10 protein-coding genes and 1 pseudogene are annotated in these 16705 nt (G+C 35.8%); 4 read left to right on the top strand and 7 right to left on the bottom strand.

Translation table 11 applies throughout. The annotated features are described in order from the left end of the window. The first annotated feature begins 432 nt into the window (after positions 1-432). The gene (locus GXX20_06020; protein HHW31217.1) at positions 433-2505 is read left to right on the top strand and encodes a hypothetical protein; all 2073 of its coding nucleotides are present in this window, start codon (positions 433-435) and stop codon (positions 2503-2505) included. A 106-nt stretch (positions 2506-2611) separates the two neighbouring features. Here GXX20_06020 and GXX20_06015 read toward each other — a convergent pair whose 3' ends face one another. From GXX20_06015 to galE, 6 genes and pseudogenes are all read right to left on the bottom strand, one after another. After that, entirely contained in the window at positions 2612-3835 is a 1224-nt protein-coding gene (locus tag GXX20_06015; GenBank protein ID HHW31216.1) for a hypothetical protein, read from the bottom strand. Beyond that, on the bottom strand, positions 3832-4323 hold the full coding sequence (locus tag GXX20_06010) for an RNA polymerase sigma factor (protein ID HHW31215.1): 492 nt from the start codon (positions 4321-4323) through the stop codon (positions 3832-3834). The genes GXX20_06015 and GXX20_06010 overlap by 4 nt, the downstream gene beginning before the upstream one ends. Before the next feature lie 66 nt (positions 4324-4389). Then, a pseudogene (locus tag GXX20_06005) lies at positions 4390-5213 on the bottom strand (radical SAM protein). A gap of 283 nt (positions 5214-5496) precedes the next feature. Then, on the bottom strand, positions 5497-7137 hold the full coding sequence (gene abc-f, locus GXX20_06000; protein HHW31214.1) for an ABC-F type ribosomal protection protein: 1641 nt from the start codon (positions 7135-7137) through the stop codon (positions 5497-5499). A gap of 517 nt (positions 7138-7654) precedes the next feature. Then, on the bottom strand, positions 7655-8590 hold the full coding sequence (locus GXX20_05995) for a nucleotidyltransferase (GenBank protein HHW31213.1): 936 nt from the start codon (positions 8588-8590) through the stop codon (positions 7655-7657). A gap of 67 nt (positions 8591-8657) precedes the next feature. Continuing rightward, positions 8658-9671, bottom strand: a complete 1014-nt coding sequence (gene galE, locus GXX20_05990; GenBank protein HHW31212.1) for a UDP-glucose 4-epimerase GalE — start codon at positions 9669-9671, stop codon at positions 8658-8660. A 537-nt stretch (positions 9672-10208) separates the two neighbouring features. Between galE and GXX20_05985 the strand changes: the two genes are divergently transcribed. The 3 genes from GXX20_05985 (at position 10209) to GXX20_05975 (ending at position 14372) form a co-directional block, all read left to right on the top strand. After that, positions 10209-11324: a sugar ABC transporter substrate-binding protein gene (locus tag GXX20_05985; protein ID HHW31211.1), complete on the top strand. Its 1116-nt coding sequence runs from the start codon at positions 10209-10211 to the stop codon at positions 11322-11324. A gap of 308 nt (positions 11325-11632) precedes the next feature. Next, complete coding sequence (locus GXX20_05980; GenBank protein ID HHW31210.1) at positions 11633-13162, top strand: sugar ABC transporter ATP-binding protein; 1530 nt, start codon at positions 11633-11635, stop codon at positions 13160-13162. A gap of 37 nt (positions 13163-13199) precedes the next feature. After that, positions 13200-14372: a sugar ABC transporter permease gene (locus tag GXX20_05975; GenBank protein ID HHW31209.1), complete on the top strand. Its 1173-nt coding sequence runs from the start codon at positions 13200-13202 to the stop codon at positions 14370-14372. Between the two features lie 63 nt (positions 14373-14435). Here GXX20_05975 and GXX20_05970 read toward each other — a convergent pair whose 3' ends face one another. Next, a complete protein-coding gene (locus GXX20_05970; protein HHW31208.1) occupies positions 14436-16403 on the bottom strand; it encodes an ATP-dependent helicase in 1968 nt (655 codons plus the stop codon). Positions 16404-16705: the final 302 nt, after the last annotated feature.

Raw genomic sequence — 16705 nt, 5'->3', positions numbered from 1 at the left:
TTCTTCCCTTAAGACCTCAATCACTATTTTTGCTTTTTCTTCCGGTGTAAAATTTCTTCTCTTTTCCATAGTTCCATTCTAACTTATTTTGGCCGTTTTGTCTGTCTTAATTTCTGGTATCATTATATACAGCTTTAGTCTGCATTTTAATTTGCTCCTTTTTGAACACATGTTTTAGTCCGCATCTTTATCTGCACCTTTGTATATATCCTTTAGTCTACATTTTTATTTTAACTTTCATGCACACATACTTTTGACTTTATCTGTATCTTTATCTACATCTCTATTTTGCAACTTTCGTTACTACTGCAACACTAATGTAATTTGCTGAACACACGCATTAACATTCTAAATATACGCATTTTTAAGTAAAAAACAAAATTAAATTCTTGAATAAAAATAAAATTAAAAAAGTGAGAGGAGATGATAAGAATGTTGAAGAAGACTATGGTATTTGTGCTTGTATTTGTATTATTGACAATCTGTATTCCTATGCCGATGGTAAACGCAAGCCTATCAAATCCGGAAACCTATGATGTACTGCTTGTAAGTAGCAACGGAACAAACAAGCCATTCTTCCCCAGCATAACTAAATCATCAAATGGAGATCTGTATGTTTCCTACTATTGGAGCCCTACTCATGGTGGAGATATAGAGGGTGTAGTAAGGCTTATTAAAAGTACAGATAATGGAGCTACCTGGAGTACACCTGTAACTATATTAGACCAGAGAGCCCAGGGTTTTGATGTAAGGGGTAATCATATTAATATGTTAAGTAATGGAGATCTCGCATTGACTTTCTTTTTATACAGGTATGTCGATGCAGTCAAAGTAAAAGGTGCCTACTTTTGCAAAAGTAGCGATGGAGGTGTAACATGGAGCACACCTGTGATGGTTCCTACTACTAACAAGGATGGATATAATGCTATTTGTGGACCTGCAATAGAAGTTGGAAACGGGGAGTTAATGCTTGCTACTTATGGACCTGATCCTGATGGCAGAACAAGAGTAACCATATCAAAAAGTTCAGATGGTGGTGCCACATGGGGCTCGGAAACAACAGTAGCTTATGATAATAACGAAGCTGGTCTGGCCTATGTTGGAAACAATATAGTATATTGCATCGTAAGACCATCCGGCAACATTTACAGATCTACAGATAATGGAGCCACCTGGTCCTTATATACTGTTACGAGTACTACAATGCATGCACCTGATTTCTATAAGATAGATGATACAAGGCTTTTCACAACATGGTGCAGACCAGGAGCATCCGGTGGGGACAGAGCTGTAGAAGGTAAACTCTATTATCCTGAAAAAGGCTGGAACTATACTCCTACAAGACTGATTTACGCTTCCAGCGGCTCCAGTGTATATGACATGGGCTACCCCGGCAGTGTGCTTACCAATGACAACAGAGTACTGACTGTATATTATGATACTCACAATCAGATTATAGCAGGAACATATACTAAATTATCTGATTGGGAACCGCGAGCCAGAAAAGGCCAGAAAATTAATCTCCTGTCTAAATATAATGCGGGCCAGATAACGGTTAACACTGATATGACCTGGACCAGTCCTGATTATCCCGGTGTACGCGTATCCGGTGCCTTCGATGGAAGCGTTAGTTACTTTAACGCTGCTTTCAAGGGTAATTCCACGGTGCCAAGCCATTATATCATAAACCTGGACAGAGTTTATGATATCACAACCCTTGGAATATGTCTCAAACCCAGTTACGCAGGGTCAAGCTATAAAGAAAGTGCGGATATATACTTTTCAACTGATGGCGTTAACTGGGGCGATCCGGTCAAGAGCTATGTAAATGAAAGTCAGGATGAAGTAAAGTATACCAATTTTACAACTCCAATTCCTGCAAAACATGTAAAAGTAGTTGTAACACAATCACAGGGCTGGCCTGTGCTGAATGAAATTGAACTTTATTCACTAGATACATTTGAATATGACACGGTGGGTCAGGTTCCCATGGGCTATTCTGTAGTAGGGGCAAGCGGTGTGGTAAGCAACGCCCAGGCTTATGAAGGTACCAAATCTCTCAGGATATATGATAACTCTGCTTCAGTACTTACAAATGTAGTAAGAACAACTGAAGCGAGCAGTTATAAAGAGCTTGAATTTAATATATATCCTGTCGCAGCTCCTAATGGGAATGTAATCTGTTTAAGCAGCGGTGGAAATGAAAATACAAATAATGTATTCCACATAGGTATATTCAGCGATGGGAGTGTTAAATATTACAACGGTGCATGGAATGTAATAGGAGGTCCTGGTACAATTGGTTTTAACACCTGGAGTAAAATACGCATTGAAGCTCAGGATACAACCAGTGCCAAAATATATATTAATGATGTACTGATTGGTACAGCAGGAAAGTGGCGTACTTTTTCCACCATAGACCGTGTGAGATTCCAAAGCGGCTCTACAAAAGGTACAGGTGATGATTTTTATATTGATAATCTGATGTTTACAAGATATGAATAAATTTAATATGGGGACATTCCTGCTTTATTGAATTTTGCCCACAGAATTACTTGCTAAACTTTGATAGAGTCAGCATGATACATTGTGCAGGACTGTCCCCTCTCCTTTATTCATACTTACTCAAAAAAGCTGCAAATTCTTCACTTACTTCATATCTGCTGATAAAGCCTAAGTTTATATAGTATGGTGAATCGTAATATATGCCATAGCGATTATATATTCTTATGGTTATAACATTTGTCAATGCTTCACCTATAGAACCCCTGCTGGATTCTACCGTTCCTGAACCGGCATTGCCCATATCCACTAAACCATTTGGTGAACCGGACGATACTCTGTTATCGTTTGTTATTGGAGTATCACCTGAAACTACGCTGGCACTATCCCCGGACTCTCTTCTTAACGGCAAGTCTTCTGCAACAGAAGACGGATCTATTTTCGGTGCTACTCTCGGTGCTATATCCTGTACCTTATCAGGCGCAATATCCGGTGCTATATCTGGTGCAATATCTGGTGCTATATCGATTTTAACATTTCTGTTACCGTTAACTGTATTTCTGAAATTAAACAGCCTCTCAAAATATTTATCACTGGAGTTCTTCAATGGGGAGTAAAAATCGTAAAACCCTGCGATCTCATCTCTTTCAGTTATTTCATTTATGATATCAATCCTTCCTTCCAGCTTGCTCTGTTCCGAATGGCCTATGAACTGAACTTTTAGAATATCATCTGCTTTGTTAATACCATACAGTTTCAAATATTCAATTGAATCTTCATCCTGATTGTTGTTATAACTTTCAAAGGTAAAAAACCTGTAAAGCTGATATTCACCATCCTTTTTTACAGCTACAACTGCTTCTCCTCCTGCTGGTATATAGTTAAATACTTCACTTCCTATAAGGCTTTTGTCAGGACTCGTTGTGATATCGGTAATCTTTTCACCAATATCACCTTCACTTATTACAGCGGGCAAACCATAATCCGCTCTTAATTCCTCAGATAATAATATATAATGCTTGCCATCTATCTGAAACTGATTTACAATCGGAGCTGCAAAGTCTTCTCTTCCCAAGCTGGCATCATTAGTAATAATGTTTTCCGGAGATATATCGCTGTTATATTTTCCCTCCATCACGTTGTAGACCAGAATGCTTCCCGCGATAACAACTATTATAGCAAAAGCGGGGATGGCTTTTTTAAAATTAAACAATGTCATAAAGATTCCCTCTTTTCTGTCAATGTTTGTTAAAACATTATCCAGCATTCTCTTTTTAGCGGATTCACTTGGCTTAATTTTATTAAAAGAATTCTTTAAGTCCTCTCTTTTCACTCAAGATCACCTTCCATTTCCATCTTCAAAAGCTTTCTACCTCTGTGCAGATAGCCTCTAATTGTGGATGGATTTTTTTTCAAAATACTTGCTATTTCTTCAGTGGAATAACCTTCATAGTAATATAAATATATGACAGTCTTGTATTTAGAGGGAAGTTCCATTACCTTTCTTAGGTTACTGTCGATATCAAAAGGCTGCTCAACCGCTATTTCTTCTGCCTGATTAATATGCACTGTTTTTGACCACCAGTGTTTGAAGTGATCTTTACATAAATTTGTAGCAGTTCTGATAAGCCATGCCTTCTCATGCTCTACACTTTCAAAAGTTGTCTTATCCTTCATAAGCCGAATAAATGTGTTCTGAACCATATCCTCGGTATCTGCCTTATTTTTCATATACATAAAACAAACACGATAGACAGTATCCACATGGCGATTATATAGCTGAACCAGCTCTTCATTCGTACGTAATAAAGAACTTTGCAATTAACTTCCCCCTTTCACTTTTAATACGATTGAAGATGTAGAAATGTTTAAAAAAATAAAATATTTTCAAAACAAACTTATTTGTTCTATTTGCTGCTTATCTTCAAAAGTATGCAGGTACTTGAATATTTCGTCGTTATTACTGATAATGCCATGCTTTTTGCACTCACTATAAAAAATTCTCATTAGACTTTGGTTGTTATCACTTATCACCTGATAACTGTATCCATATTTCTTCTGATATTTTTGTTTAAGTCCTGGAAAATGCTGATCAAGCTTTGAATAAAAATATTCTCTGTTACCTTCCCGTAAGGTTAAGCCCATACCAAAACAAATAATACCGTATACATTTGCTTTAATACAATAATCCAGAATACCCCTTAAATTCTCTTCCGTGTCATTTATAAACGGCAGAATTGGACCAGCCATACAACTGTTGGAATCCTGTTATCACCCATAATTTTTAGCACTTCATAGCGTTCTTTGGTGGTGCAGACAGCAGGCTCAATAATTTTACAGAGACTTTCATCATAAGTCGTAAGAGTCATTTGAACTACACATTTTGATTTCAGGTTTATACTTTTAAGGATATCTAAGTCACGCAAAATGCGGTTTGACTTTGTCAGAATGCTAAGACCAAAACCGTACCTTTCTATAATCTCCAAACATTTACGCGTATAATTCAGCACAGTTTCAATATGCATATAAGGGTCGCACATTGCTCCGGTTCCTATCATGCACTTTTTTCTTTTTTTCCGGAGGGCTTCTTCTAATAGTTCTGGAGCATTTATTTTAACCTCAATATCTTCAAAGTCATGGTCCATGTTATAGCATTTGCTTCTACTGTCACAATAAATGCATCCGTGGGTACAGCCCCGAAATATATTCATTCCATTATACCGGGATAAAATTGTCTTTGCTTCTTTATAATGATATCGTATATTGAGTTTCATATATACCACCAAAAAATATATCATCAAAAGTGATTAAAAATCACACTGTATGATGAGATATTCATATTATAACGCAAATAGGATACAGAATCCTCATCACTTCCTGAAAGTTAACAGCTAATTATTCTAAGGAACAGTCTACCTCAATAGTATAACCTGCTTAAATATATTAATAGTACAAAAGGTAAAATGCTTCTTCTAAAACTTAGTTACAAAAAAATCACTTAAGATGTGCTATTAGCCGCTTGTATTCTGCCTCCAGAGCTTCTTTATCCCCATCACCTCTTGATAGTTTATCCACAATCTCAGCTATTCTCATTTGCAAAGCTATACGCTCAGTTTCATCAATAACTGGTGTTCTATCCGTTGTCTGCATCTTGTTTCTTCTGTCCATATATTCTTCAAGAGTTCCCTCAAATTGTCCTATTGTTCCATTTTCAATAACAAACAGTCTGTCAGCTACAGCATTTACAAAGGAAATATCATGAGAAACAAAAAGAACCGTCCCTTCATAGCTGCCCAACACATTTTCAAGAGCTTCGATGGATTTCATATCAAGATAATTTGTTGGTTCATCCAGCAATATAACATTTGCGGCAGATACAAAGAGTTTAGCAAAGGATACCTTTATCTTCTCTCCGCCACTTAATACTCCAACCTTCTTGTATACATCATCTCCCGAAATAAGCAGCCTGGCTAATATAGTCCTTGCCACAGTCTGATTCTGAACACTATCCATCATTACATTTTCCAGTACAGATTTATTATAAACCAGATTTTCAAAGTTCTGATGAAAATAACCTATTCTTGCTTTAGGCACAATATATATGTCCTTATGTGTATCTTCACAAAATCTCTTGTAAATCAGATTCAACAATGTAGTCTTTCCTGTTCCATTTTCGCCCCAAAGCGCAGTTTTCGAACCCTTATAAATCTGGAATTTTGCATTATTAAATATTACCTTCTCTCCATAACTGAAATTTAACTTCTCAGCAGAAATAACAATTTTATTTTCTGGAGGATTTGTCAGAGAGAAATCAAGCTTAATTTGGGGTAATTCCCTGGGCTTTTCTTTTACCTCAAGCTTTTGAAGTCTGGTTTTTAAGCTATTTACCGCGTTATCCACTTTTTCCTGCTTTTCATTTGCTTCCCTTTTATGAAGCCTTGCTTCAGAGTTTCCCATTCTCCGGGGTGCTTTCTTCATGGATTTGGACTTATTTTGCCTGTCCTTTATAGCGTTTTCCAGTTTAGTTTTTTCAGAAATATACTTTTCATACTCTTGTTCAGCACCTCTAAGTTCCAATTCATGCTGCTCTTTATATGCAGAATAATTACCGTTATATATCTTAATCTTTCCCTCTCTTACTTCAATAATTTTATTGCACAGTGAGTCCAGAAGGTCTCTGTTATGGCTGATAAGCAAAAAGGAGTCGATGTTATAAAGCTTTTGCTTTAAGAGCTCTATACCTTTATAGTCCAGGTTAGCAGTAGGCTCATCTGCAAACAGCAGTAAATTTTCATTACTGAAGGCATTGGCAATTTTAATCCTGGTTTTTTCCCCACCGCTATAAACTTTCTGATTTAATTTTTGTGATAAGTTAAATTCACTTAAAATCTTTTGATCAGCATTTATCATTTCATCAGAAAACTGGCGAATATATGTTATATTGCAGTACTGCCTCACAAAACCTTCATCCGGCTCTACTTCTCCGGACAATATATTCATAAGAGTGGTTTTCCCTGCACCGTTTTGTCCTATAATACCTATTTTATCTCCAATATATACTTTTAGCTCATCAAATTCTATGATCAGTCTGTCACCATAGTATTTTTTTACATTTCCAGCTTCTAAAATAAGCATAAAAAAATCTCTCCTCTCACATCAGATAATGTGCTGGAAAGATATTATCCGTACTTGCAAAACAATTGGTAATTTAAGTGGCAATTAAATTGGTTACTTTATTTAATTAGGTTGCCATATTAGTTGCGATAATGTTATATCGCTATACTGCTATATAATAAATTGAATTTAATTCCAATAATAAATAAAATTTTATATAAAGCTTACCCCACAAAGCCATTCTATAGGCTAATCCAGCACAAAAATATGAGTTTTCTGAATTTTAAATGTTTAACACTTAAAAACAAGGTTAAATTTTTGCCGAATTAGCCAATTCTCATTAGTAAATACCTTACCCTTTCATAAAATTCATTTCTATTCTACCGAATAGAATAGATTAAATCAATATTATTAATAAAAAACCAATCTGTAAACCTGTTTAGAGTTTGTTGTCCAATATTCCTGAGAAACAACATTAGTGTAACACATCATAGCATAATATACCAGAAAGTATATTAAAAGTAAAGGACTGTCCCTCTTACCAAAGGCTTTCAGGGTATATCCCCCTGTTTATCATATCTTGTATGGCAGTTTTTAAAGCTAATTTATCTTCGGCATATGTAATACCATGCCAGCGTTCCTGGGACTTTAGAACTTTCACCCTGGCTTTGCCTTCTGCGATAAGATTTCCTACCGCTTCAGGCAAATAATATTCTGCTTTAAGAATATTTTCTTCCTTTTCCTTATTATTTCGCAAAAATAAAGAAAAACCATTTTCTAATTCTCTAAAAATACTGGGTGTAAAGCCCCAAATATTCATAGATACAGTACTTCCAGGAGGTATAGGCAACCAGCCTTCTCCTTCCTGATAATATTTGACTACATCATCAAACTTCTTAATTTTCGTACGCTCTACTATACTGCTAAGATAACCATTTTGATCTATAGAACAGATACCCCTTGCCACATGTCCGTATTCAGAAAGGGTATTCTCTATAATAAAACCTACCATAGCATACTGGTATTGAAAGCCAGTATCCTTTTTTATGTCTTTTAATTCTTTAAGATAATCGTACATCATCTTAAAAGTAGAAGGTCCGTAATAGTCATCTGCATTAATTACAGCAAAATTCGAATTTATCTTTTTACGGCAGCTTAATACTGCATGGCCTGTTCCCCATGGTTTGACTCTTCCCTCAGGAACAAGGAAATCAGAGGGAACATCATTTATATCCTGATAAATGTATTCTGTCTCCAGCTTTCCTTCTATTCTTTTACCTATAGTCTCCCGGAATGCTTTTTCAATATTTTTATTAATAACAAAGGCTACCTTTTCAAAACCAGCCTTATATGCATCGTAAATGGAATAATCTATTATAAGCTCTTCACTGGGACCCACAGGGTCAATTTGCTTAAGCCCTCCATACCGGCTCCCCATACCTGCAGCCATAATAACTAGTACTGGTTTATTCATTGTTTTTCTCCTCATTCGTCAGGTCAAAAGTCAAATCATTGGTCAAGTCTGTAGTCAAAACTAGGCTCTATCCATCATAGCCATTAGGATTGTTTGACTGCCATCTCCATGCATCTTCACACATCTGATAAATATCTCTTTGAGCCTTCCAATCCAGTTCCTTTTCTGCTTTGGATGGGTCTGCATAGCAGGCTGCAATATCTCCCGGTCTTCTGTCCACAAATCTATATGGTATTTGTTTGCCGCAGGCTTCTGAAAAAGCTTTAACCATTTCAAGAACACTATATCCTGTTCCTGTTCCTAAATTATAAGTAACAACCCCAGGTTTTGTTTTTAGTTTTTCAAGGGCCTTCAGATGACCTTTAGCCAGATCTACCACATGTATATAGTCTCTAACGCCAGTTCCGTCTTTAGTTGGATAATTATTTCCAAATATTCTTAATTCTTTCAGTTTCCCAACTGCAACCTGGGATATGTATGGCATCAGGTTGTTTGGAATATCATTGGGATCTTCTCCTATTCTGCCACTGGAATGAGCTCCAACAGGATTAAAATACCTGAGAATTGCAATATTCCACTCATTATCTGAAACATATAAATCCCGTAATATTTCTTCAATCATAAGCTTGGACCGTCCATAGGGGTTGGTGGCAGATAATGGGAAATCCTCAGTAATAGGCAATTTATGCGGATCACCGTATACAGTTGCCGATGAACTGAATACCAGGTTTTTTACTCCATACTTCTGCATAACTTCACAAAGCACCACTGTGCCTGTAATATTGTTCTTATAATACTTCAATGGAACAGATACCGATTCACCCACCGCCTTTAAACCCGCAAAGTGAATAACTGCTTCAATTTTATTTTCTTTGAATACTTCTTCAAGGCTGTCCTGGTCGAGTAAATCTATTTTTTTAAATATAAGAGATTTCCCGGTAATTTCCATAACTCTTCTCAGAGATTCCTCTTTGCTGTTGGAAAGATTATCGGCAACTACCACATGCTCTCCGGATTCAAGCAGTTCCACACAGGTATGACTTCCGATATAACCTGCCCCACCTGTAACAAGAATAGACATAAGAAAATTCCTCCTGTCTGAATTATTAAAACATCCTATTTGTATTAAGACATCATATTTGAAGTATTAAGCATCATATTATATTTATATTTTAACATGTATTATCATGTAAGTATAAATTAAAACATGAAATATTTGACATAGGAATATTTTGTAGTATATTATAATAATTGTAAAGGAAAAATTCTACATTAAATGCTACAATAGTTCAACAGCAATTGATCCCTCCGCTGTAGTTCTACCTTACAGGATCCGCTGTAATTCATTTGCTCGCCATAGTATTTCAGCTTTAGGTACGGCAAATTTGAGTATTGCTGTATTTTTTATTTGGCCATAGTTTCCTCAACTAAAGAAACATCACATTAAACCATTAATAAACAAAAATAAATATGATAATAAACAGGAACATAAAATAAATTATAGTCCCTATATCAGTTCATGGCCATGATTTATGGTCCTTAAGTATATACTAACCATTCAAGTTTATTAACATTTTGCCTGCAAAGGCAAAAGTAAAAATAAATCAAGGAGGTTTCTATGAAAAAAGTAATTGTACTATTTTTGTGCTTTTCTTTGATAACAAGCATATTTACTGGTTGTGCGACACCTGGTTCCACTACAGGAGGAAAAATAGATGTAGGAATCGTTCTTCCCACTAAAGATGAGTCCAGATGGCTTGCTGACGAGGCCAAATTCAGAGAAATAATCAAAGAAAAAGGATATAAGGCCGAAATCATGTATAGCCAGGCAAACTCAGCTGTAGAAAAAACAAACATTGAATCCCTGATTGAAAAAGGAATCAAAGTACTGGTTCTATGCGCTTTTGACGCAACCGCTGCAGCTTCTGCCGTAGAAAAAGCCAAAGCAGAAGGAATAACCATTATTTCATATGACAGGTTGATTATGGATACCAGCGCTGTTGATTACTATGTAACTTTCGACAGCGTAGCAGTTGGAAGAGCAATGGGTCAATATCTGGTAGATCAGGCAAAAGGTAAAGGAAACAATCTCTATCTTTATTCAGGAGCCCTTACTGACAATAACTCATTCTTGTTCTTCCAGGGACAATGGGAGGCTTTGCAGCCTAAAATCGCAGACGGTACCTTTATCGTACGAAATTCAGACAAAGCTCAAAGTTATGCAAACATCAAAGATCTCACACGCGAACAAATGTCTGAAATTATGAGCCAGGTAGATACCGAATGGAGCATGGAAACCTCTAAAACCCTTGCAGAAGCTCATTTAACAGCTAATCCTCCGGAAAATAAGAATGTATGTTATGTACTGGGCCCCGATGATGATACCTGCCGTGCACTTTCTGATACCTTTAGAGCAGATGCAGATGTAAAAGAATTGATCATCACCGGTGCAGATGGTGTTGCTGCCTCTATCCAGTACTTAATTGATGGGAAACAAAGCATGACAGTATTTAAAGATCCCACTATGCTGGTTAAAGATACAATGAACCTGGTTGACACCATTTTAAGCGGTAAAAAACCCGAGGTAAATGCACAATACAATAATAATGTCATAGATGTTCCCTCCATACAATCTGATGTAGTTGTAGTTACAAGGGACAATCTCAAGAAAGTCTTTTTTGACACAGGTTATTACGATAAAAACAACTACACCGGATGGGAAAACTTGAAATAGTTTATTTCTTGTGAATAAGAGGGGTGGCCTGTTTGCCCCCCTTTTTACGATATATCCTAATGATATTTTCTGCTGATATACCCTAAAGATATATTCTAAAGTTATATCCTAAAAATATATCACAATGATATATTCCAAGGATATAACTTAATAATTGATATATCAAAATAGTAGATATATATGTTGGATATATATGGTATATCTAAATGGTGCATCCCACTTATATGTCTAAATGATATATCTAGTTGATATATCCCGGTGCATACTCTCAGCATCCCCTCATTTCCGAATTTCAAGGAGGTAAATGTATGAGCGGTTACATATTGGAAATGAGAAATATTACCAAGACATTTCCAGGTGTTAAAGCCCTTGACAGAGTCAACTTTAAGGTAAAAAGAGGAGAAATTCATTGCCTGGTTGGAGAAAACGGTGCAGGCAAATCCACACTGATGAAAATTCTATCAGGTATATATAAATATGGAACATATACCGGAGACATTATTTATGAAGGGAAAGTCCAGAAGTTCTTTTCAGTATCAGATAGTGAAAAAGCCGGAATTGCAATTATTAACCAGGAACTCGCTCTTATACCTGACCTGACTGTATATGAAAACATATATTTTGGCCATGAAATAATGGATGGAAGATTTATAGACTGGCATCAAACAATTATCAAAGCTTCCGAAATGTTAAAAAAAGTGCGTCTAAATGTAAATCCTTCCGTTAAGGTACGTGATCTCCGTGTCGGAAGCCAGCAACTGGTAGAAATCGCCAAAGCCTTAAGCAAAAATGTAAAATTATTGATACTTGACGAACCCACATCTGCACTTAATGAAGATGACAGCAGAAATCTTTTAAATCTCCTGCGTGAACTAAAAAATGAAGGTATTACATGCATTATGATTTCCCACAGGCTAAAGGAAGTCATATCCATAGCTGATACAGTAACCGTACTTCGTGATGGAATGACTATCTGTTCCATGGATGCCCATGATAAACCTCTTACTGAAAAAGAAATAATCAAGTACATGGTTGGAAGGGAAATTGAAAATATTTACCCAAAACGCATAAAAGATTCAATTGGTGATGTAGCATTTGAAATAAAAAACTGGACTGTGTACGACCCTGATAAAGAAAGGGAAATCCTGCACGATATCAATATTTACGTAAGGAAAGGTGAAATTGTTGGACTGGCAGGCTTGATGGGAGCCGGTAGAACAGAACTTGCGCTCAGCATTTTTGGTAATACTCCAAAATACAAGATTTTAAGCGGTGAAATATATGTAGACGGCGAAAAGAAAAATTTTCCCCATCCCAGGGATGCAATGAAGGCAGGAGTGGCCTATGTAACAGAAGATAAAAAAGGAAACGGTCTGTTTTTATCGCATAATATCAAATTCAATATCACCATTTCAAACCTGGAATCATTAATACGGGGTATCTCCATTAATGAGAACGAGGAAGTAGTGGTTGCAAACCGTTACAAAAATTCCATCAATATAAAAGCTTATTCTATAAGTCAAATAGTAGAAAACCTAAGCGGAGGAAATCAACAGAAGGTATCCCTTTCCAAGTGGCTTTTTGCCAATCCTAAAGTTTTAATCCTGGATGAACCAACAAAGGGTATTGATGTTGGTGCTAAATATGAAATTTATACAATAATGAATCGTTTGGTGGAACAGGGCTTAAGCATAATTATGATTTCTTCCGAACTGCTGGAAATTCTCGGCATGAGCGATCGTATCTACGTCATGTCCAACGGTCGCATAACAGGAGAAATCCCTGCTAAAGATGCTACGGAACAAAATATAATGGCTATGGCCACAAAACAATACTAGGAGGAGTTATAGGATGACTGGAAATAATGGAGAAAAAATGAGCTTCATTAATGAAGTAATATTTTTGTTGAAAACACATGTACGGGATTATGCAATGTATATTGCATTAGCTGTAATATTTATTTATTTTAACATAGCAACGGGCGGTGGATTCTTAACTCCGAGAAATATAACAAATCTTGTAAATCAGACTGGATATATAGCCGTTATAGCAGTGGGTATGACACTTGTGCTTATCATTAGAGAAATTGACCTTTCTGTAGGTTATGTCGCCGGATTTTTAGGGGCGGTAGCTGCCACTTATATGATGAGGACAAATATGTCTGTATGGCTCATTATAATTATTATCCTGCTTTTTGGTGCTGTTATAGGTCTTACAGAGGGAATCATCATTGGAAAAGTTAGAGTTCCTTCTTTTGTAACAACCCTGGCTTTTCAATTTGGGTTCAGAGGTCTGCTTATACTGATTACCGAAGCAACAGGCACAATTCTGGTTACAAATGAGACTTTCAATGCCCTGTCAAATGGTTTTGTTCCTGATTTTCAAAAGTCCGGTGGTCTCCATATGCTTACCCTTGTTGCAGGTGCCGTGGCTATTATCCTGGTAATTATTTCTCAGGTAAATGCAAGAAACAAATTAAAAAGGTATAATTTTGAAACGGTTTCTACACCAGTATTTATATTAAAGATTTTGTTCTTTTCCGTTATGATAGGTCTGCTTTCATTTGCACTGGCAAACTACCGCGGTCTTTCCTGGACAATAGTAATTGTCAGCATTGTGGTTCTAATTTACAATTTTTTCATGAACAGAACACGTTTGGGAAGGTATATATACGGTGTTGGCAGTAACCCTGAAGCAGCAGCATTATCCGGAATTAACGTTAAGAAGACACTCTATTTTGTTTTCGCATCCATGGGTATGCTGTCTGCGTTAGGCGGCATTCTGTTTACTTCAAGGCTCCAGTCGGCCACTACAACTGCCGGAAGCGGATTCGAACTGGATGCAATAGCTTCCTGCTATATTGGTGGTGTCTCCACTAAAGGCGGTATCGGTAAAGTGGCAAATACAATTGTGGGCGCATTGGTAATAATGTCCCTTACAAATGGCATGAATCTTATGGGAGTTGGTATTTCCTATCAATATGTTATAAAAGGCATTATCTTCATCATGGCAGTAGCTTTTGATGTATTATCCAGAGGTAAAGCATAAATTTAATCAGTCAAATAATTCCTTGCCCTGACTTTTAAGGCATATGTGTTATTAATTAATAATTCAACCTTGTTCAGTGGGGAAATATAAATTCCCCACTGAACTCATGGAGGAAAGTGAATTATCTTCAAAGAAAAGCTGCTCAATAAACCGGGAAGGTTTAACAGGTTTACCTTCAAGCTTGTTTGCGGCAATCAGTTCCAGATAATGCTTGGCCCTGGTAATTCCTACATAGAAAAGGCGCACTTCTTCTTGTATAAGGGTTTTGTCCCCAAGGATGAAATTATTAATACTTTCTGATGAAGGTAAAATCCCGTCAAAGAGATCAATTATGTATACTTTGTCAAACTCAAGACCTTTACTTGAATGAATAGTGGAAAGAGTAACCGCGTTTTTTTCTCTGTTGTGTTTTGAATTATCCATTACTTCTTTAAGGATGGCCAGATTATCTTTAAACTCCTTTATACTTCTTGTTTTTAAAGCAATATATTTTAATTCGCTTATATACAGCATTAGGCTGTTTAATTCATCAGAACTGTTGTGATTTTGCCTTATAATATAATTGCCATATCCCAGCTCATTCATGATAAAATCAATGGCTTCCTCTGGTTTCATTCTTGACAGCTTTATAATATTATGTTTTGTTTCTAACAATCTAATATTTTTCATTTCAGTATTTCCAGGATACCCTAATAATATATCAAAAAAGTTACGGCCTGTATTTGAATTCTCTATAGCATAATCAGCCATAGCCTTTGAAATAAAAATATTCATCTTATAATAAATCTCACGAAAAGCTTTTACATTTGCCTGATCGAGAGAAAACTCCATAAAACGAATTATATCAATGATAATCCAGTGTCTGAAGAAATTAGCCTTGTATTCGTGAAGGTAAAAGGGTATACCTCTGGCATGCAGTTCATAAGCCAGGGAAATGGCCGAAACATTATTCCTGTATAGCACTGCTGTTCCTGAAAGATTTTCCTGCTGTTTTAGCAAAGAAACAATGTATGGATATTGTTGAATTCTCTCCTGAAGGCATTTATATTTTACCGGTGCACCCGGCCCTCTTTCCGAAAACATGGTTTTATTATACCTCTCATCATTCTGCTTAATTAACTTGTTTGCAGCAGCAATAATGTTAAGTGTGGAGCGATAATTTTTTTCCATAAGAAGCACACTGGCTCCGGGATATGTTTTTTTAAAGTCCATCAGTGCTTTTGGGAATGCCCCCCTAAAAGCATAAATACTTTGGTCTTCATCACCTACCATAAAAATATTATTCTTTGGAATTGCCAGCTGTCTTATTATCTGGTGCTGCAAATAGGATGTGTCCTGAGATTCATCCACGTTAATATACTCATATTTGTTTCTGTACATTTCAGCGATTTCTTTGTTTTCAAGGAGTAAATTCAAAGTCCTTGCCAGCATATCGTCGAAATCAATATAGTTATTCCGAAGCTTATATTCCTCATAGCTCTTATATATCTTAAAAAAATTTTTTATATTCGTAATTTGATTTTCAATTTCATCATTAGAAAGCATCATGTTTTTTATGTAGCATATCTTATTTGATAATTCCTCCAGTTTATCATCGTTTATGTATATATTATTATGTTTATAAAATATCTGCCTTAAGAGCTGGTTCTTAGTTATTGGAGATCTATCACTTTCAATAATGATTGGAAAATTACCTCCCAGATCTCGTGACCAGGTTTTCAGAATATTGAAACAGAAGCTGTGTATTGTGGAAAAATTAAGTCCCTTTCCTGCCTCATCACCAAAGATTTTATGAAACCTGTTTTTCATATCTATTACAGATGCTTTGCTGAATGTAAGAGTAAGAATTTTACCAGGATCAATTTTATGGTTTAATACCATATTTGCACACCGGGATACAATTACCGTGGTTTTTCCGGCTCCAGGCACGGCAAGAAGAAGAGTTGGTCCCTGAATATTAACTACGGCTTTTTGCTGTTGCTCATTTAAGTAAATTCCATGTTTTTCAGACAAATACCTAATAAAGTCCATAAGAAACTCTGTTAAGACAATAACATCCTTATATTATAAAATTTGTTATATATTTACATTATACAACGTTTTTCTGCGAAAAACCATATATTAAACTTAATTTGATGAATTAATACTTTATCATATTATTGTGTTAAATTAACTTTTATGGTATTATGTAAAAATAAATTATATGTGAAACTTTATATGCGGCATATGTTTAATTATTTATGTTTAATTTATCTTCTAAAAAATTATGTTTATTGCGTTTATATTTATGACTAGAATAATAATTATAAATAATAGTTCTAATGAAAGGATAA

This window comes from Clostridiaceae bacterium (assembly GCA_012840395.1).
Taxonomy (GTDB): Bacteria; Bacillota; Clostridia; order Acetivibrionales; family DULL01; genus DULL01.
The sequence above is the reverse complement of the archived record's forward strand: the minus strand, read 5'-3'. Positions and strand labels throughout refer to the sequence as shown.